We start from the raw sequence: 17,617 nt of genomic DNA on the forward strand, positions 1-17,617 counted from the left end.
GTGATTGGTTCGACTCCGATAAGCGGCACCATTTAGATTTTAAAAGCACGTAAGTGCTTTTTTTTTTATATTTTTTTATAAATTATAATTAAAATTAAAGGATTTCTTCAACTTAATTCGAATAATTTTTCAGAGTTTCAAATATAAGATAAACTAAGGAATTTTAAGATATAAGGAGGTTTTTTTATGTTACACAGAAGAAAAGTTGGAGAAGAAAAAGAAAAGGAGTATATGTTTACTCCGGATAATTCAACAACACCTTTATTTGGAAGTTATGAATCAGCTCATGTATTACCAAGAGAGAGCATAAATGAAAAAGCAATTAATCCAAATATAGCATATCAATTAGTATCAGATGAGATGATGCATGATGGAAATCCAAGATATAATTTAGCAACATTTGTACAAACTTATATGGAGCCAGAAGCAAAGCAAATAATGGTTGATGCTATTGCAACAAACGCAATAGATAAGGCTGAGTATCCACAAACAACAGAAGTTGAAAAAAGATGTGTAAATATAATAGCGAATTTATGGAATGCTCCAGAAACAGAAGAATATATGGGAACATCTACAGTTGGTTCATCAGAAGCATGTATGCTAGGTGGAATGGCTATGAAATTTAGATGGAGAAAAAGAGCACAGGCTTTAGGTATAGATATAAATGCAAAAAAACCAAACTTAGTAGTAAGTTCTGGGTTCCAAGTAGTTTGGGAAAAATTCTGTGTTTATTGGGATGTAGAATTAAGAGAGATTCCTATGAAATCTTTAGATGAATTATATCTTGATCCAAAAGAAGCGGTAGCAGCATGTGATGAATATACTATAGGTATAGTACCAATAATGGGAATAACTTATACAGGAACATTTGATGATATAGTTGCTCTTGATAAAGAGTTAGAGGAATATAATAAAACAGCAAAATTATCAGTACCAATCCACGTAGATGCTGCATCAGGAGGATTATACTTACCATTTGTAAACCCAGAATTAGTTTGGGACTTTAGACTTAAAAACGTAGTGTCGATAAGTACATCAGGACATAAATTTGGATTAGTATATCCAGGACTTGGATGGGTAATGTGGAGAGATAAGGAGTATTTACCAGAGGAGTTACTATTTAAAGTAGCATATTTAGGAGCATTTGAACCAACTTTCCAAATAAACTTCTCAAGACCAGGAAGTCAAATATGGGCTCAATACTACAACTTTGTAAGATGGGGTAAAGAGGGATATAAGGCTGTACATGAAAAATCAAGAGATGTAGGTATATTCTTAGCAAAAGGATTAGAAAAACTAGGAATATTTAAAATATTAAATAATGGAGAGAATATTCCAATTGTATGTTGGATGTTAAAAGATGATCCAAAAAGAGCATGGACAGAGTATGATTTATCAGATAGATTAAGATATTATGGATGGCAATTACCAGCATATCCATTACCAAAGAATTTAGAAGATGTAACAATAATGAGAGTTTTAGCAAGAGCTGACCAAAGTATGGAACAAATTTCTTTATTACTTAGAGATATGAAAGAATCAATAGATTATTTAGATCAACATATCACAGTTAAAAAAGAGGTTAAAAAAACAGAGGACCATGTAGCAGGATACTCACATACAGAAAAAAGATTATTAAAAAAATAAAATAATTAAAAAAACTGCATCCTTATAAATGGATGCAGTTTTTCTATTTAAAGATTTAAAGATTACTAATTTTTAAAATTTCTTTAAAAATTGAAATAGTATCTTTCAGATTTATAGATTTTAAAGATTTATCCTCTAATATTTTATTTGAATCACTCACATAAAATAATAGATTAGTTGGATTACAAGAAGGTGTTAAGGATATACTTTCTTTTAAAATTTCAATTTTAGGAAAAGGTTCATGCTTAAAATCCTCTAATAAAATAATATCAAAATCTTTAAAATAATTTAAATATTGAAAAAAATTATTGTTAACTCTATCTTTTAAAAGGATATAACTATTTTTAGAGAAAAGTAAACTTCCTTTAGCTCCAGATTTTTTATATCTATTTAACTCTTCATCTAATCCATCAAGATTATAATCAGAATCAAACTTAATAGTAGCTACTTTGAATCCAGCATCATTAAAATGTTTTAACAGCTCTTCAATTAAAAGAGTTTTACCACTATTTTTAGCACCACAAATAGCAACAAAAGGTTTATTTCCCATAAAAATAGAGTTAAATTTTAATTCTTCTTGGGTGTCAATACTTCTCAAAAGTTTTTGACAATCAAAAGTTGTATTGGATAAATTAATATATTTAACATTTAATTCAGAAAGAAGTTCTTGAAGTCTATAATTTTTATCCATGATAGATCTTTCTATTGTGCTTAATGCTGATTTATTATATATTCCAAAAAGAGGATATGTTTTTCCTTTACCATCTTTAATGATAACAGCATCATAATCGTGAGAAATAAATTGTAATATAAAGTTAATAAATTCTTTTGTAATATTTGGCATATCACAAGTTGTAACAAAGATGAAATCTGATTTTGTATTTATAAGCCCTTGATAAATTCCTTCAATAGGTCCAGCATTTTCAATCGTATCTGTAATAATAGTACCTCTAGGTATAAGAAAATTTTGATTTTTATTAATAGAAACCATTAAATTTTCAAAGTCATCTAATTCTTGAGTTATTTTTTCTAAAAAAGTTTTATTCTTATCATATTTAAGTAAGGCTTTGTCTAAAAAATTCATTCTTGAGCTTTTTCCTCCAGCTAAAACTAGAGCATCAATATTTTCAATTTTATTCATATATGTTACCTCCTGTGAGTTATAATTATGATGAGATACTTATATTTTTAATTAGAAGTGAAGGAGAACCAACACCAGATAGATTAAATTTTAAATCATTCCCAATATATTCTATATTTTTTAAAAGATCGAAAAAATTTCCAGCTGAAGTAATTTGATTTAAAGGTTTTGTAATAGCCCCATTTTCAATTAAAAATCCTTCTGTAGCTAGAGAAAAATCTCCCGATATAGAGTTTAATCCAGAGTGTAAACCAGAAAAACCTGTAATTAAAACTCCATTTTGTAATTTGTCTAAAAGTTCTTGGAAAGATTGATTACCTTTTTCTAAATAAAGATTGAATGCTGAAATTCCCATTGTTCCTTTATACCCACCTTTAGCTGCATTTCCTGTTGTTTTAACATTATCTTTTTTAGCAGTTTTCAGATTGTGAAGATATGTTTTTAAAATACCATCTTCAATAAGGTGTTTACATTGAGTAGGAACTCCTTCTGCATCAAAAGGAGCACTACCGTAACCATCCTTAAGATGAGGATTATCAGTTATTGTGACAATAGAATTAGCAACAACTTCTCCTATTTTACCTTTTAACTTAGAAACTCCTTTTTGAACAGCTTCTCCAGAAAAAATTCCACTCATAGCTCCTAGAAGATCTGCAAAAGCATCGTTTTCAATAATAACATCATAAGGTTTGCTATCTATAGAGATTGAATTTAATTTATTTAAAGCTTTAGTAACGGCTTCAGTAGCAAGTTTAATAGGATCCATATTTGAAAAATCTTTAGTTACAATATATGCTGAATCATTTTTAATAGAATCACCATCTTGAACTACAACAGCTATATAAGCATAGATAGAGTTTCCATTATGATAAAGATCTAATCCTTTAGAGTTCTTTATGATGTTTTCTCCATAACCACTTCCAATAACACAGTAATTAACACTTTTTACTCTAGAATCTAACTCTAAAGCTGTTTTTTCAGCTTTTAATAAGAAATTGATTTTTGCATCAACTGTAATATCTTTTAGAGCTGGATTAAAAGAATCGATTTTTTCATAAATGCTTTTTTCTCCATATATTTCAATAATGTCTAGATTCTCAATAACTTTAGCATTAGAGATAGCTCTTTCTATAAGCGGTAAAATATCCTCTTCTTCAATCGATTCCGTATAAGAATATCCCATTTTTTCGTTAACTTTAACTCTAAAAGAGATTCCCATATTTTGTGAATTACTATAAGTATCAATTTCACCTTTAAAAACTTTAATAGTTTCATTTTCAGAAGATGTAAAATAAATTTCAAAATCATCTAGTTTCATATTTTTAGCAGTATCAAAAACTTTATCTATAAATAACTTTATGTCCATTATCTTCCTCCAATTATAATATCTTTTATTTTAATTCTAGGCTGTCCCACATTAGCAGGGATGCTTCCAGAAACAGATCCACACATTCCTTGTCCATGAGCCAAATTATCTCCAACCATATCTATTTTATGAAGAACTTCAGGTCCATTGCCGATTAAAGTTGCACCTCTAACGGGTTCTGTAATTTTACCATTTTTTATTAAATACCCTTCCATAATAGAGAAATTAAAGTCTCCTGTACTAGGATTAACTGAACCTCCACCCATGTATTTAGCATAGATTCCATCTTCAGTATTAGCTAGCATATCTTCTAAAGAGGAAGTTCCATTTAATATAAATGTATTAGTCATTCTAGATGTAGGAGCATATTTATAAGACTCTCTTCTAGCACTTCCAGTACTTTCAACACCCATTCTTCTTCCATTTAACTTGTCTACCATATATCCTTTTAAAATACCTTTTTCAATTAAAAGATTTCTTCTTGTAGGCGTACCTTCATCATCAATATTAGAAGACCCCCATTCATTTGGTAAAGTTCCATCATCTACTGCAGAAACAATATTACTAGCAACTTGCTCACCAATTTTTCCCGCAAAAACAGAAAGTCCTTTAGCAACACTTGTAGCTTCAAGTCCGTGTCCACATGCCTCGTGGAATATTACTCCTCCAAATTCATTTTCAATAATAACAGGCATTTTTCCACTTGGAGCATATTTAGAACCAAGCATGGTTTTAGCGATTCTCGAAGCTTCTTTAGCGTATGACTTTATATCAATTTCTTTAAAAAATTCAAATCCTTTAGCAGCTCCAGGCCGATATGAACCAGTTTGCATATCATTCATATCAGAAGCAATACTTTCAATTCCAAGTCTGCTTCTAGTTCTTGTATCTTCAGCCCAAGTACCTTCAGAATTAGCAACTAGAATATTTTGTGTAGAGTCGCTATAGTTTATTCTAACTTGACTTATGCACTGGTCATATTCTTTAGCAGCATTATAAGCATCTTTCATAACTAAAATTTTATCATCTTTTAAAATACTTCCAGGAGCTAAAATTATTTTATGTTTATTTTCAATATCTTGTTTAATAAGATTTATAGTAATATCCTCTTTTGTTCCTCTTATAGCTTGAGATGCTTTTTTTGCAACTTTTATAAGATTTTCTTTGCTCATATCATTAGTATAAGCATAAACAGAAAATAATTCTTTGAAAATTCTTATACCAATTCCAAAGTCCTTTCCTGAAATAGCTTGTTCAATTTTTCCATCAACTAAATAGAAAGAATCACCAACTTTATTTTCAACAAAAATTTCTGCAAAATCCCCACCAGTAGAAAGTGCTTCATTTAATATATTTTCAACTAAACTCTTATCTATCATATAGACTTCTCCTTTTGATGTTTTTATTAGAGTATAGCATATGTATTTTTTTTTAGATAGAAGAAATAATTAAGGTATAAGATGGAAAAAAAAATGAAAATATAGTATAATACTTCAATAAATAATAAAATGGAGGAAATTTTTATGGAAAATTTTTTAGGGAATATGTCAGATGAAGTTATACTGTATATAGCAAAATATTCTCCAATGCTTTTAAAAAAAGCGATATATCTGTTAATACTTTATTTTACATACAATCCAGTTAAGGAATTTTTAGTAGGTTCATTAAAAAAGATATTGAGAAAAAGTACTTTAGATGAATTATTAGTAAATTTTTTATTAACAGCAACGAGATTAATGGTAATAATTTTTTATTTTTTAAATTTATTAGAAATTTTAGGTTTAAAAACTACTTCTATTATAGCATTGATTGGATCAGTGGGTGTTGGAATAGGATTAGCATTAAAGGGAAGTTTATCAGATGTAGCAGGTGGAATACAAATTTTAGTATCAAAACCTTTTAAAAAAGGAGATTTTATTATTGCTGCAGGAACAGAAGGAGCTGTTCAAAAAATAAGTTTTTTATATACTATTTTAAATAGTGTAGATAATAAAAAAATTATAGTTCCAAATGGAAAATTATCGTCATCAATAGTTACAACAGTTACAGCTAATCCACAAAGAAGAGCAGACTTTTTATTCTTTGCAGATAAAAAGTGTAATATAGATAAGGTAAGAGAAGTACTGCTTGATGTAGTAAATAGCCATCCAGCAGTTTTAAAGGATAAAGACATATTTGTTAAATTTGCAAAAGAGACACCAATAGCATCAGAATTTATTGTAAGAGTTTGGACTTTAAAGGAAAACTTTAGAGATTTAAATGCTGATATTCAAGAGGAAGTTAAAAAAAGATTTGATAAAGAGGGAATAAGAATTCCATATCAATCATATGAAATAAAAAAATACCTTTAAGAGTTATCTTAAAGGTATTTTTTTTACATTCCCATTTTTATTCCAACTTTTACTAACCACCAATTTACAGGATAAGCAGTTATAAATCCACAACACATAGCAATTTGCATCATAAACCAAAACTCAGGAGTTGTAGGAGAAAGACGACCAAGCCAAACAAATGTAACGAGAGCCATCCAACCATACATACCGATTTGCCATGAAGTAAGAGAAAGAAAATCTATTTTAAGAGCTCTTAACCAAATTTTAACACCTTTTTCATTCATCATAGGAGAGATAGCAGCATATTGAAAAGTAACACCAGTTAATAAAGCTAAAAAATAATCTAATGTCCATTCACCAAAAGTATAATTATTAAATAAAGTGAACGGAAACATTAAGAATAACCATGGCCCAATTAAATCAGCTAAAGAACAACCAGCTCCGCAATGAAGAGTATCAGCAACAACTCCTTGCCAAAAGCTTGAATATTTATGATCTTTCGTATTCATGTTATCCATTTTCATATCACTCATATCCATGTCATCCATTTTCATATTACTCATGTCCATATCTTTCATATCCATACCACTCATATCCATTTTTCTATTTTTTCCAATAGTAAAATATGCCCAAACTCCAAAAAGACCAGCCCACAAACCATTAATAGGCCAAACTAAATTCATAATAGGCATCTCTTTTTGTGGATGTTTTAAAATATCGATAGTAATACTTAGTGCAGAAAGAATACCAATAACGATAAAAAATTTAGAAACAATATTAAACAATTAAATCACCACCTAAAAAAATTATTATTCAGTAATTAAATACATAAAGAAAATATGATTTCCTTTAAAAAATAGAGATAAATAAAGGATAAATTATAAAATTAAAGTAAACATAAATACTCATTAATGAATAAGGAGGGCTTTATGGAGAAAATGTTAGTGTTATTCAAATATTATAATGATGCAAAACTAGCTATCGAAAATTTTAAGTCATTAAAAAAAAGATTTAATTTTGAAATATTACCACTTTATGTAAAAGAGTTAAGAGTTCCTACAGGAGTTACATTTTTAAGCCCAAGCATGACAATGGATATTTTAAAAGAATATGAGGATGAATATATTGAAGATTTAAAAAGTTTACTATTAAAAGAGGGAGTAGAAGAGGAACTTGTAGTTGAAATAGGGATAAATAAAGATATAATTCAGGAATATTTAAAAAAGGTAGATTGTTTAATGGTAGAGGAAACTGAATATTTAGATGAAGATTTTTTAGATATATTAAAAATTGTATATAAGCCTGTTATTATTGTAAATAAAAATGTATCAACATTTAAAAATGTTGTAATAATTTCAGACGATGGAGTTAAGATTAATAAAAGTATAAATAGTTTTATAAGAGATTTTCCTCAAATAAAAAATGTTACATTATTAAGTTGGAATTATAAATACCAAGAAAATCATTTACTTGAATTATTAAAACGGAAAGGTATTGAAGTAAAAGTAGAGATGTTTAATCAACATTTTAATACTAAAGATGAATTTTTTCAAAAAATGAATGAATTTGATTTTATTGTAATGGGAAATTTAAGTAAATCATTTTTCTTTGAAAAAATAACTAAGCGTATGGGAGTAGAGATAATAGAAAAAGCGGTTAAACCAATATTTATAGGATAAAAAAATAGCAGAGTTTACAAACTCTGCTATTTATATAATAATTATTCGTTATAATATAAATTCTCAGTTGGGAATACTGGATCTGATGTTACATCAACACCAAGTTTTCTTAATGTTTGCTCGTCACCTTTTCCTAAAATAGTAGTTGAGTGAAGTTGTGCTCCTTTTAACATAGGAAGTTGATCAAGAGCAGCTTGAGCCATAGGGTTAGTTGTAGCTGAAATAGTAAGAGCGATTAACATCTCTTCACAATCTAATCCTAAATTTTTACTTTGTAATGTATTTTTCTTTAATTTTGTAATATCTTCAATTATAGTTGGAGATATTAAGTGGATATTATCGTTAATTCCAGCGATAGCTTTTAGAGCGTTTATTAAAACAGCTGATGAAGCATCTAAAACATTAGATTTTTTACCTGTAAAAATCATTTCATTTGAAAGCTCCATAGCTACAGATGATAAAAGTTCGTTCTTTTCACAAGCTTGTTTTTGCTTATCTAAATGTTCTCTAGCAGCAGTAACTACTTTTCGATCACTCTCTTTTAAATCTAGCTCTTCCATTATAAGTTTAGCTCTTTGGAAAGTTTCTTTATCAACATATCCTTTTTTATATTCACATCCAGTTTTAAAATATCTTCTGATAATCTCTTGTTTAGAAGCTTCTCTAACAACTTCATCATCAGTGATTCCAAAACCTACTCTATTAACTCCCATGTCAGTTGGAGATTTATAGATTGATTCTTTATTTGTTATTTTCTCAATAATTCTTTTTAATACAGGGAAAGCTTCAATATCTCTGTTGTAGTTAACAGCAGTCTCACCATATGCTTCAAGATGGAATGAGTCAATCATGTTAACGTCTTTTAAATCCACAGTAGCAGCTTCATAAGCTATATTTAAAGGATGCTTTAAAGGTACGTTCCAAACAGGGAAAGTTTCAAATTTTGAATATCCAACAGCATTTCCTCTTTTATTTTCATGATAAAGTTGACTTAAACAAGTAGCTAATTTTCCACTTCCAGGTCCTGGAGCAGTAACAACAACAATTGGCTTAGTTGTCTCGATAAATGGATTTTTTCCATATCCTTCTTCACTAACAATAGTATCAACATCAGTAGGATATCCTTTTGTAGCTCTATGTTTGTAAACTTTAATTCCTCTTCTTTCAAGCTTTGTTATAAAAAGAGATGTAGATGGTTGGTCGTCATATCTTGTAATAACAACACTATTTACTTCTAGTTCACGTTCTCTTAAATCATCAATTAATCTGAATACATCCATATCATATGTGATACCGAAATCTCCTCTAATTTTGTTTCTTTCAATATCTCCAGCATAAACACAGATTATAACTTCAACTTTTTCTTTTAATTTTTGAAGTAATTTGATTTTTGCGTTTTCGTCAAACCCCGGTAAAACTCTTTTTGCATGTAAGTCAAATAACAGTTTACCACCAAACTCAAGATATAATTTGTCAAAATTATTAACTCTTTCTAGGATATATTTCGATTGTTCCTCTAGATATTTATTGTGATCAAAACCTATTTTCATGACTCACTCCTTCATTTTTTTCATATTTGTCAGAGCTATTCCTGACTCTATATCATAGCATGATATAAAAAAAAAATCTAGCTTAAAAATATTTTTTTATGATATAATTATAAAAATTTTGACGGAGGATGAGATGAAAAAGTTACCAATAATAATAGATTGTGATCCAGGATGTGACGATACAATAGCTTTACTTTTAGCTTTTGCTAGTGATAAATTAGATATAAAAGGAGTTACAGTTTCAGCAGGAAATGTTCATATAAATAATACAACAGAGAATGCAAGAAAGTTAGTAGGAGCTTTTAGACCAGAGATTAAAGTTGCAAAAGGTTGTGAAAAACCATTATTTAAAACTATAGTTACAGCTCCAGAAGTACATGGTGAAACTGGACTAGGATGTGTAGTTTTACCTGAAAAGGGAAAAGTAATTGAAAGCATAAATGCAGTTGAATTTATTGCTCAAACTTTAAGAGAAAACGAAGAGAAAATAACTATAGTAATAACTGGACCAATGACAAATATAGCTGTATTTTTGATGATGTATCCAGAATTAAAATCAAAGATAGAAAAATTTGTAATAATGGGAGGATCATCAATTGGTGGAAATGTCACTCCTTCAGCAGAATTTAATATTTATGTTGATGCAGAAGCTGCAGATATTGTTTTTAAATCAGGAGTTGAAATTATTTTATGTCCGTTAGATGTAACAATGAAAGCTTTTGTAACTGAAAAAGAATTACAAGAGATAGGAGAAATTGGAGGATTAGCAGCTGAAGTAGCTCATGGAGCAATAAAAAATGCTCTTGATTTCTATAAAGAATTTTACCAAAAAACAGAGGTTCCTATGCATGATCCTTGTACAATTGCATATTTGTTAAATCCAAATATATTTAAAGGGCAACACGTATTTTTAGGAACAGAGTTAAAAGGTGAATTTACTTATGGTGAAACAATAATAGACTATAGAGATAAACTTGGAAAAGAGAAGAATGCATTAGTTTTAAATGAAATTAATAGAGAGGAATTTATAAAACTTATAAAAAATTCTGTAGAAATTTTAAAATAATAGTAATTAGAAAAAACCAAAGAAGTTAGCTTTGGTTTTTTTATTTGGCATTTTTTATAAAAAATAGTATAATGAAGTAATACTTTTAATTTTTTCGAGTTATTTTTTTCACATTTTTTGGCGATATATCAATGAATTAAATAATTAATTATTTAAATTATTTATATATTCTATTTCAAAAACAATAATTAGGTGCTATAATCGAAAAACACGCACACTTTATAAACATTAACAGGAGGTATTAAGATGACAATTGAGTTATCAACAATTCAGACTATAGCAATGGCAGTTGTTGTATTGTATATAGGAAAATTTTTAAATCACAACTTCAAATTTTTAAAGGAAAATTGTATTCCTGAATCAGTTACAGGAGGAACAGCATTTTCTGTAATTACATTTATTGGATATAAAACAGGTATGTTTAATTTTATATTCGAGGACTCTTTAAGAAATATATTTATGATTGCATTTTTTACAACAGTTGGATATTCTGCGAGTTTAAAATTATTAAAGAAGGCAGGGATGCCTGTATTTATGTTTTTAATAGCTTCAGTAGGATTAGCAATATCACAAAATGTTTTAGGAGTAGGGTTAGCACAAATTTTAAATTTAAATCCATTAATAGGATTGGCGACAGGATCGATGTCAACGACTGGAGGACCAGGAACAGCTGGAGCTTTTGCTCCTATATTAGAAAGTTATGGAGCAGAGGGAGCAACAGTAGTTGCAATGGCTACTGCAACGTATGCTTTGATAGTTGGAAGTTTAATATCAGGACCTCTAGCTAATAGATTGATAAAAAAACACAATCTTTTAGAAAAGAGAGATGGAGTTGGAATGTATGATTCAGATGAAGAGAAGAAAACACCATTAGATCCAAAACATGTTTCTACAGCTTCTTTCCAAATAATAATGGCAATGGGAATAGGAAGTTTAATTTCTAACTATTTATCAAAAGCTGGAATAGTTCTTCCATCATATATAGGAGCTATGTTTGCAGCAGCTTTAATCAGAAATATTTCAGATTTTACTGGAGCATATGAGGTTCATTTAGATATTATAAATATAATAGGTGGATTTACATTAACAATATTCCTTTCAATGACTTTAATGAGTTTTAAACTATGGGAATTACAGGGATTAGCATTGCCTTTAGTGATAATGTTAGTTGCGCAGACAATATTAATAGGAGTATTTGCATACTTTATTACATTTAGATTAACAGGAAAGGATTACGATGCAGTTGTTATGACAAGTGGACATTGTGGATGTGGTTTTGGAACAACACCAAAGGCTTTAGCAAATATGGAAGCCTTAACAGCAAAATATTTTCCATCACCAAAAGCGTTCTTTGTTATTCCAATTGTAGGAGGATTATTTATAGATTTCTTTAATGCTGGAATAATAACTTTATTTATGAATATTTTACATTAATTATGAAAACACCTTCTAAAAATTAAAGGAATTTTAAAAAAATTAAGAAGAAACATAATAGAAATTAGGAGGTGGATTTTATGAAATTAAAACAAGCAATATCAAAAGTAGAGGAAAAATTAAAAGTTGAAAAAACTGAAGAACTTCATAAATTATTAGCGGAGTTGAAGAAGGTTGATGAGGAAATAAAAGAGAGCGAAGCTAGAGATAAAGCTGTAGAAGAGATTAAAAGAAAAAATGATCAAATAGAATGGGTAAATATAAAAGACGTTTAAGATGGGTTTAGATATTTTAAATGCATTAAAAAAAAAAGTATGATATAATTTATAAAAAGTTTTATGGAGGTATGTCGTGCTTAAAATATTTAATGATAGAGTATATGGACTAGAAGAAAGTTTAATAGCTAGCGGATATCCAATGATAGCCGAATCAATAGAGGAGTGGGATGAAACTCCAAATTTAGATGAAAAAGATTTTAAAAGAGCAGGGAAATTAGGAAATGTACCAACAGGAACAGGACATGATAATTTTCTAAAAGGTATAATAGTTCAGTTTGATATAACATATCCAAACTATTGGACACCACAATTTCAAAGATATCACTTTGCTGATATAGTATCATCAACATCAAAAATGCATAGATTAACAAAAATGGATTTGAAGAAGTCTTGTAATGAATATGTAGATGATGTAGTTATTGAAAACTTAAATAGATGGATTGAAATTTTTAACTCTTTTGAGAAAGAGCAAAAAGAGGTAGAGATAGATGGAAAAATCTATACAAAATATGAAATTTATATGAAAATAATTTCTAACTGTCCAATGGGACTAGAGCAAACAATGAGAGTTACAACATCGTATTTACAGTTAAAGACAATATATCTTCAAAGAAGATATCACAAATTAAAAGAAGATTGGGGAAATTTCTGTGATTGGTGTTTAACACTTCCTCATTTTGAAGAGTTTTGTTTAAAGAGTAATAAATAATAAAAAAGCTCCTAACAGATTTTAATCTGAAGGGAGCTTTTTTTTATCTTCTATTTCTAAGTAAGTAAATAATAGATGGATATAATCCAGGATAGTAAAGATTTTTTTGATAGGCTCTAACTTTTGTAAGAAGAAGCATACAATAAAATCTTAAAAATAAACTTATAAAAAACATAAGCTTTAATCCAGCATAAGAATCACCAAAAATTAAAATAGTCTTACCTTGTAAAAAGTTGGCTAAGTGTCCTCCTAAAAAGGCTCCTGTTAGGCCCATAACTCCTACAGACAAGGAGTAAGCTGCAGTATAAGAATCTCTATCAGGTGATGATAACTCTAAAAGTAAACTAAATAAAGAGAGATTTATAGCTGACCATCCAACAGCAGTTCCAATAGCATCTAACATAATTAAGCTATTGACAGTTTCTTTAGTCATTAAAAAGTAAAAGATAACAACATAGCTAGAAACAGCAATTCCGAAAGATAAAAGTTTTTTATATCCAATTCTCTCAACTAATTTTCCATAAATAAAAAATGCAATAATAGATAATATGGCAGTTAAAGAGCTAGATAAACCTAGAATATTATATGAAGCATTTAAATCAACAACAGCAAAATAATAAAAATATGGTTTTGTAAATTCAATAGAAAAATTCCACATAGCTATAAACATTAAAAAATTAAAAAAATTACTGTCTTTTAATGGTTTTTTTATAGAAAAACTTATTTGATTTTCTTTAAAATTTGGTATTTCATGAAAGTAAAGTAGAACTAGTGTTGTGATAGCAGCAATGGCAATTATAAAAGTTAATACTAAAATGCTTGTTTTTCCAGGAGTGTAGTTTAAAGATTTTGAAACTATATATGAAAAAACTACAGTTGACATGGAAATTAAAGTAAAACGTCTAGAAAAAAAAGTTCCACGATCTTCTTTTTTAATAATATCTCCAACTGAGCTTGTCCAGATTCCGCTTACAAAAGCCGAAAAGACTGAATAAATAAAAACTATTCCAACGAGGAGTCGATAATCTATTTTATCAAAAAGTACGATAAAAAATAAAAAACACATTGGAATTCTAGCTGCAGCGGCACTAAATAGTAAGGCTCTTTTTTTTGTTTTAAAAAGTTTATAATATGTTCCTAAAAAGATTTGAAGTAGTTGTAGACCTAAAGGTAACGTTGCGATAACAGATATCCAAAATGGTTCACATTTAAAGTATAGAGCCAGAGCAGTAAGAGCAAATCCTTGAATTCCCAGAGAAAGCATATTAGCACTCATACCCTCAACAGTTATAAGGAATTTATTTTTATCATAAGAATCACGAAACATAAATATTACCCCCTGTTGTAGTTTGTAATTAGATTTACTAAAAAAAAGAGAGATTCCTTTTAAATTTAAAAGGAAATAAAAAAGTAAAAATGAAAAATAGATAAAAGGAGATGATGAAATGAAACTAAAACCAATAATTGGAATTTCAGGAAGCATTATAGTTGATAATAGTGGGAATTTTCCAGGGTATGAGAGAGCATATGTGAATAATGATTATGTAGAGTCTGTAATTAGAGCCGGAGGAGTACCATATATAATACCGGTTACTGATGATGAAGAACTTATTAAGGAGTATACTCGGAATATTGATTGTTTAATACTATCAGGAGGACACGATGTAAATCCACTTTTATGGGAGGAGGAACCTATAAAAGAATTGGGAGAAACTTTTCCTAAAAGAGATCGATTTGAATTTCTTTTAATTGAAAATATGTTAGAAGAGGAAAAACCAATTTTAGGAATTTGTAGAGGAGAGCAAATTTTAAATGTATATTTTGGAGGAACTTTATATCAAGATTTATCTTTAAAAAAAGATAGTAATATTAGGCACAATCAAAAAGTAAAACCAAATTTAGAAACACACACAGTTGAAATAAATAAAGAATCATTATTATATGAGATATTAAAAAAAGATAAGATTTTAGTAAATAGTTTTCATCATATGGCAATAAAAGATGTAGCAGTTGGAATGAAAATCACAGCTCTTTCTAAGGATGGAGTTATTGAAGGTATTGAAATGAGAGAAAAAAATATACTAGCAATTCAATGGCATCCTGAAATGTTGAGTAAAACAAATGGATTGATGCAGCGATTGTTTAATTATTTTATTAGTATTTCTAATAAGGAGTAATTATGAAAAGTAAACTTGGATTTTGGAGTATTGTTTTATTAGGAATAAATTCAATAATCGGATCAGGAATATTTTTACTGCCAAATAAAGCATATAGTTTAGTAGGAACAGGAAGTATATTTGTAATTTTATTTGATATGATATTAGTTTTAAGTATAGCTTTATGCTTTGCTGAAGCTAGTGGAATGTTTAAAAGAAATGGTGGTCCATACATTTATGCAAAAGAGGCTTTTGGAGAATTTGTAGGATTTGAAGTGGGATTTATGAAATGGGCCATTGCTATAATAGCTTGGGCTGCAATGGCTGCAGGATTTGTTCAAGCTTTAGGTGATGTGTGGGAGCCAGCAAAAGAAACTATGACAAAGGATATAATAATAGCCATTATTATATGTGGATTAGGAGTAGTTAATATTTTAGGTGTTAAAATATCAAAGCTGTTAAATAATATAATAACTTTAGGAAAGTTAATTCCTTTAATAATATTTATAGCTGTTGGAATCTTTTTTATAAAAGGCAGTAATTTTGTGCCTTTTAATATTTTGACAACTTCAGAAGAGGTAAATTTTGCACCAGCAGCTTTGTTAATGTTTTATGCTTTTACTGGATTTGAATCAATTGCTGTAGCCGCAGAAGATATGCATAACCCAGAAAAAGACTTACCTATAGCTACAATAACTGTAATGCTTATAGTTTCAATTTTTTATATTTTAATATTAATGGTTTCTATAGGTGTTTTAGGAAAAGATTTATCAACTAGTTTGACTCCAATAGCTCAGGCGGCGGGAAATTTTATGGGAGAAGCTGGTGCTTTATTAATAACAGCAGGAACTTTAGTATCTATTGGAGGAATAAATATAGCTGCATCTTTTGTTACTCCTAGGTGTGGAGTAGCTCTTGCAGAGGATGGAATCTTACCAAGAGTAATAGCAAAAAATGGTCGATATGGAACTCCAACTATAGCCATAATAATAACAGTTATTTTAGCTCTACTGATAGCTTTATCAGGAAGTTTTGTAAAGTTAGCAGCAATTAGTGTAATTTCAAGATTTGTTCAATATTTACCAACTTGCTTAGCGATTCCGGTATTGAGAAAAAAAAGACCTGATTTAGTGAGAACATTTAGAGTACCCTTTGGTCCAGTAATTCCAATTTTTGCTATTGTGGTTAGTTGTTGGTTAGTATATAACTCAGATATAGAAAAGATTTTAATAGGATTAGGTGGGCTTATTTTAGGAATACCAATCTATTTCTTTATGAAGAAATATTCAAAATAAAAAAGGGCTCTCAATTAAGAGAGCTCTTTTATTATAAGTTCTACAGGGCAATGATCAGAGCCCAAAATATCGTTATGAATATTTGCTTCAACAATTTTATCTTTTATTTTATTAGAAACTACAAAGTAATCTATTCTCCAACCAGCATTATTTTTTCGAGCGCTGAATCTGTATGACCACCAAGAGTATTTTTCAATAGCATCTGGATGTAAATATCTAAAACTGTCTACAAATCCACTTTCAAGTAGTTCACTAAATTTATTTCTTTCTTCAACAGTAAATCCTGCATTTGTTTTATTTGATTTTGGGTTTTTTAAATCAATTTCAGTATGTGCAACATTTAAATCTCCACAAAGAATTACAGGTTTTTTTGAATCTAAATTTAAAAGATAGTTTCTAAAATCATCTTCCCAAGTCATTCTATATTCTAATCTAGCTAATTCAGTTTGTGAGTTAGGAGTATAAACATTTACTAGATAGTAATCTTTAAATTCTAAGGTAATAACTCTTCCCTCTTTATCATGATGGTCTATACCTATATCATATGATACAGATACTGGAATTTCTTTTGTAAATATAGCTGTTCCTGAATAACCTTTTTTTTCAGCATAGTTCCAATAGCAGTTGTATCCTTCTGGATTGAAATCAACTTGTCCCTCTTGAAGTTTTATTTCTTGTAAACAAAAAATATCAGCATCGATTGAATTAAAGTATTCTAAAAAATTTTTTTGAAGAACAGCTCTAAATCCATTAACATTCCAAGAAATTAATTTTTTCATATATAACCTCCGTATAATTAGTTCAAAATTATCTACTAGTGATTATATCACAAAATAAAAAAATAAAAAAAATAAAAAAGTTTGTTGACATAAATAATATTTTATGATACTATAATTATGTAGCAAGCAACCAGCTACGAAAACAAAATAGTTCGGAATATAGCGCAGTCCGGTAGCGCACCTG

Annotated in this window: 16 protein-coding genes; 9 read left to right on the forward strand and 7 right to left on the reverse strand. The window is 28.7% G+C overall.

Annotated features, from left to right (window positions below; all coding sequences use genetic code 11):
* Nucleotides 1-186: 186 nt before the first annotated feature.
* On the forward strand, nucleotides 187-1,647 hold the full coding sequence (gene gad / locus HMPREF0202_RS09945) for a glutamate decarboxylase (RefSeq protein ID WP_023052494.1): 1,461 nt from the start codon (nucleotides 187-189) through the stop codon (nucleotides 1,645-1,647).
* Nucleotides 1,648-1,702: 55 nt separating this feature from the next.
* Here the strand turns inward: gad and mobB are convergent, their stop codons facing one another.
* From mobB to HMPREF0202_RS09960, 3 genes are read right to left on the reverse strand one after another with little or no spacing between them, the layout of a single operon-like run.
* Nucleotides 1,703-2,788: a molybdopterin-guanine dinucleotide biosynthesis protein B gene (mobB, locus tag HMPREF0202_RS14790; protein ID WP_023052495.1), complete on the reverse strand. Its 1,086-nt coding sequence runs from the start codon at nucleotides 2,786-2,788 to the stop codon at nucleotides 1,703-1,705.
* Nucleotides 2,789-2,813: 25 nt separating this feature from the next.
* Nucleotides 2,814-4,154, reverse strand: a complete 1,341-nt coding sequence (locus HMPREF0202_RS09955) for a TldD/PmbA family protein (RefSeq protein ID WP_023052496.1) — start codon at nucleotides 4,152-4,154, stop codon at nucleotides 2,814-2,816.
* The gene (locus tag HMPREF0202_RS09960) at nucleotides 4,154-5,533 is read right to left on the reverse strand and encodes a TldD/PmbA family protein (RefSeq protein WP_023052497.1); all 1,380 of its coding nucleotides are present in this window, start codon (nucleotides 5,531-5,533) and stop codon (nucleotides 4,154-4,156) included. Before HMPREF0202_RS09960 ends, HMPREF0202_RS09955 begins: the two co-directional genes overlap by 1 nt.
* Nucleotides 5,534-5,677: 144 nt before the next feature.
* Between HMPREF0202_RS09960 and HMPREF0202_RS09965 the strand changes: the two genes are divergently transcribed.
* Nucleotides 5,678-6,505, forward strand: coding sequence for a mechanosensitive ion channel family protein (locus tag HMPREF0202_RS09965; protein ID WP_040407203.1), 828 nt, complete (start codon nucleotides 5,678-5,680; stop codon nucleotides 6,503-6,505).
* 23 nt (nucleotides 6,506-6,528) lie between these two features.
* Here the strand turns inward: HMPREF0202_RS09965 and HMPREF0202_RS09970 are convergent, their stop codons facing one another.
* Nucleotides 6,529-7,272 carry a DUF4396 domain-containing protein gene (locus tag HMPREF0202_RS09970; RefSeq protein ID WP_023052499.1) on the reverse strand — a complete coding sequence of 248 codons (744 nt, stop codon included), beginning with the start codon at nucleotides 7,270-7,272 and terminating at the stop codon, nucleotides 6,529-6,531.
* A 144-nt stretch (nucleotides 7,273-7,416) separates the two neighbouring features.
* Between HMPREF0202_RS09970 and HMPREF0202_RS09975 the strand changes: the two genes are divergently transcribed.
* Nucleotides 7,417-8,166: a hypothetical protein gene (locus HMPREF0202_RS09975; protein WP_040407205.1), complete on the forward strand. Its 750-nt coding sequence runs from the start codon at nucleotides 7,417-7,419 to the stop codon at nucleotides 8,164-8,166.
* Nucleotides 8,167-8,207: 41 nt separating this feature from the next.
* Here HMPREF0202_RS09975 and HMPREF0202_RS09980 read toward each other — a convergent pair whose 3' ends face one another.
* Complete coding sequence (locus tag HMPREF0202_RS09980; RefSeq protein WP_023052501.1) at nucleotides 8,208-9,716, reverse strand: DUF1846 domain-containing protein; 1,509 nt, start codon at nucleotides 9,714-9,716, stop codon at nucleotides 8,208-8,210.
* Between the two features lie 133 nt (nucleotides 9,717-9,849).
* Between HMPREF0202_RS09980 and HMPREF0202_RS09985 the strand changes: the two genes are divergently transcribed.
* The 4 genes from HMPREF0202_RS09985 to HMPREF0202_RS10000 all read left to right on the forward strand — a co-directional run bounded on the left by HMPREF0202_RS09985 (nucleotide 9,850) and on the right by HMPREF0202_RS10000 (nucleotide 13,203).
* On the forward strand, nucleotides 9,850-10,782 hold the full coding sequence (locus HMPREF0202_RS09985; RefSeq protein WP_040407208.1) for a nucleoside hydrolase: 933 nt from the start codon (nucleotides 9,850-9,852) through the stop codon (nucleotides 10,780-10,782).
* Nucleotides 10,783-11,028: 246 nt separating this feature from the next.
* Nucleotides 11,029-12,216, forward strand: coding sequence for a sodium/glutamate symporter (gltS, locus tag HMPREF0202_RS09990; RefSeq protein WP_023052503.1), 1,188 nt, complete (start codon nucleotides 11,029-11,031; stop codon nucleotides 12,214-12,216).
* A gap of 80 nt (nucleotides 12,217-12,296) precedes the next feature.
* A complete protein-coding gene (locus tag HMPREF0202_RS09995) occupies nucleotides 12,297-12,491 on the forward strand; it encodes a hypothetical protein (protein WP_023052504.1) in 195 nt (64 codons plus the stop codon).
* Nucleotides 12,492-12,567: 76 nt separating this feature from the next.
* On the forward strand, nucleotides 12,568-13,203 hold the full coding sequence (locus HMPREF0202_RS10000) for a hypothetical protein (protein WP_023052505.1): 636 nt from the start codon (nucleotides 12,568-12,570) through the stop codon (nucleotides 13,201-13,203).
* A 43-nt stretch (nucleotides 13,204-13,246) separates the two neighbouring features.
* On the opposite strand, the gene HMPREF0202_RS10005 is transcribed toward HMPREF0202_RS10000, so the two are convergent.
* The gene (locus HMPREF0202_RS10005) at nucleotides 13,247-14,530 is read right to left on the reverse strand and encodes an MFS transporter (RefSeq protein ID WP_023052506.1); all 1,284 of its coding nucleotides are present in this window, start codon (nucleotides 14,528-14,530) and stop codon (nucleotides 13,247-13,249) included.
* 118 nt (nucleotides 14,531-14,648) lie between these two features.
* Between HMPREF0202_RS10005 and HMPREF0202_RS10010 the strand changes: the two genes are divergently transcribed.
* Nucleotides 14,649-15,380, forward strand: coding sequence for a gamma-glutamyl-gamma-aminobutyrate hydrolase family protein (locus HMPREF0202_RS10010; protein ID WP_023052507.1), 732 nt, complete (start codon nucleotides 14,649-14,651; stop codon nucleotides 15,378-15,380).
* A 2-nt stretch (nucleotides 15,381-15,382) separates the two neighbouring features.
* Entirely contained in the window at nucleotides 15,383-16,654 is a 1,272-nt protein-coding gene (locus HMPREF0202_RS10015; RefSeq protein WP_023052508.1) for an APC family permease, read from the forward strand.
* A gap of 14 nt (nucleotides 16,655-16,668) precedes the next feature.
* Here the strand turns inward: HMPREF0202_RS10015 and HMPREF0202_RS10020 are convergent, their stop codons facing one another.
* Complete coding sequence (locus HMPREF0202_RS10020) at nucleotides 16,669-17,433, reverse strand: exodeoxyribonuclease III (protein WP_023052509.1); 765 nt, start codon at nucleotides 17,431-17,433, stop codon at nucleotides 16,669-16,671.
* Nucleotides 17,434-17,617: the final 184 nt, after the last annotated feature.

Source organism: Cetobacterium somerae ATCC BAA-474 (genome assembly GCF_000479045.1).
GTDB classification, from domain to species: Bacteria; Fusobacteriota; Fusobacteriia; order Fusobacteriales; family Fusobacteriaceae; genus Cetobacterium_A; species Cetobacterium_A somerae.

What these genes read in the sequence shown, in the direction of transcription:
- gltS (WP_023052503.1), top strand. Translation starts at nt 11,029, where the DNA reads ATGACAATTGAGTTATCAACAATTCAGACTATAGCAATGGCAGTTGTT.
- HMPREF0202_RS10020 (WP_023052509.1), bottom strand. Translation starts at nt 17,433, where the DNA reads ATGAAAAAATTAATTTCTTGGAATGTTAATGGATTTAGAGCTGTTCTT.
- HMPREF0202_RS10015 (WP_023052508.1), top strand. Translation starts at nt 15,383, where the DNA reads ATGAAAAGTAAACTTGGATTTTGGAGTATTGTTTTATTAGGAATAAAT.
- HMPREF0202_RS09955 (WP_023052496.1), bottom strand. Translation starts at nt 4,154, where the DNA reads ATGGACATAAAGTTATTTATAGATAAAGTTTTTGATACTGCTAAAAAT.
- gad (WP_023052494.1), top strand. Translation starts at nt 187, where the DNA reads ATGTTACACAGAAGAAAAGTTGGAGAAGAAAAAGAAAAGGAGTATATG.
- HMPREF0202_RS09975 (WP_040407205.1), top strand. Translation starts at nt 7,417, where the DNA reads ATGGAGAAAATGTTAGTGTTATTCAAATATTATAATGATGCAAAACTA.
- HMPREF0202_RS09965 (WP_040407203.1), top strand. Translation starts at nt 5,678, where the DNA reads ATGGAAAATTTTTTAGGGAATATGTCAGATGAAGTTATACTGTATATA.
- HMPREF0202_RS09995 (WP_023052504.1), top strand. Translation starts at nt 12,297, where the DNA reads ATGAAATTAAAACAAGCAATATCAAAAGTAGAGGAAAAATTAAAAGTT.
- mobB (WP_023052495.1), bottom strand. Translation starts at nt 2,788, where the DNA reads ATGAATAAAATTGAAAATATTGATGCTCTAGTTTTAGCTGGAGGAAAA.
- HMPREF0202_RS09985 (WP_040407208.1), top strand. Translation starts at nt 9,850, where the DNA reads ATGAAAAAGTTACCAATAATAATAGATTGTGATCCAGGATGTGACGAT.
- HMPREF0202_RS09960 (WP_023052497.1), bottom strand. Translation starts at nt 5,533, where the DNA reads ATGATAGATAAGAGTTTAGTTGAAAATATATTAAATGAAGCACTTTCT.
- HMPREF0202_RS10010 (WP_023052507.1), top strand. Translation starts at nt 14,649, where the DNA reads ATGAAACTAAAACCAATAATTGGAATTTCAGGAAGCATTATAGTTGAT.
- HMPREF0202_RS10005 (WP_023052506.1), bottom strand. Translation starts at nt 14,530, where the DNA reads ATGTTTCGTGATTCTTATGATAAAAATAAATTCCTTATAACTGTTGAG.
- HMPREF0202_RS09980 (WP_023052501.1), bottom strand. Translation starts at nt 9,716, where the DNA reads ATGAAAATAGGTTTTGATCACAATAAATATCTAGAGGAACAATCGAAA.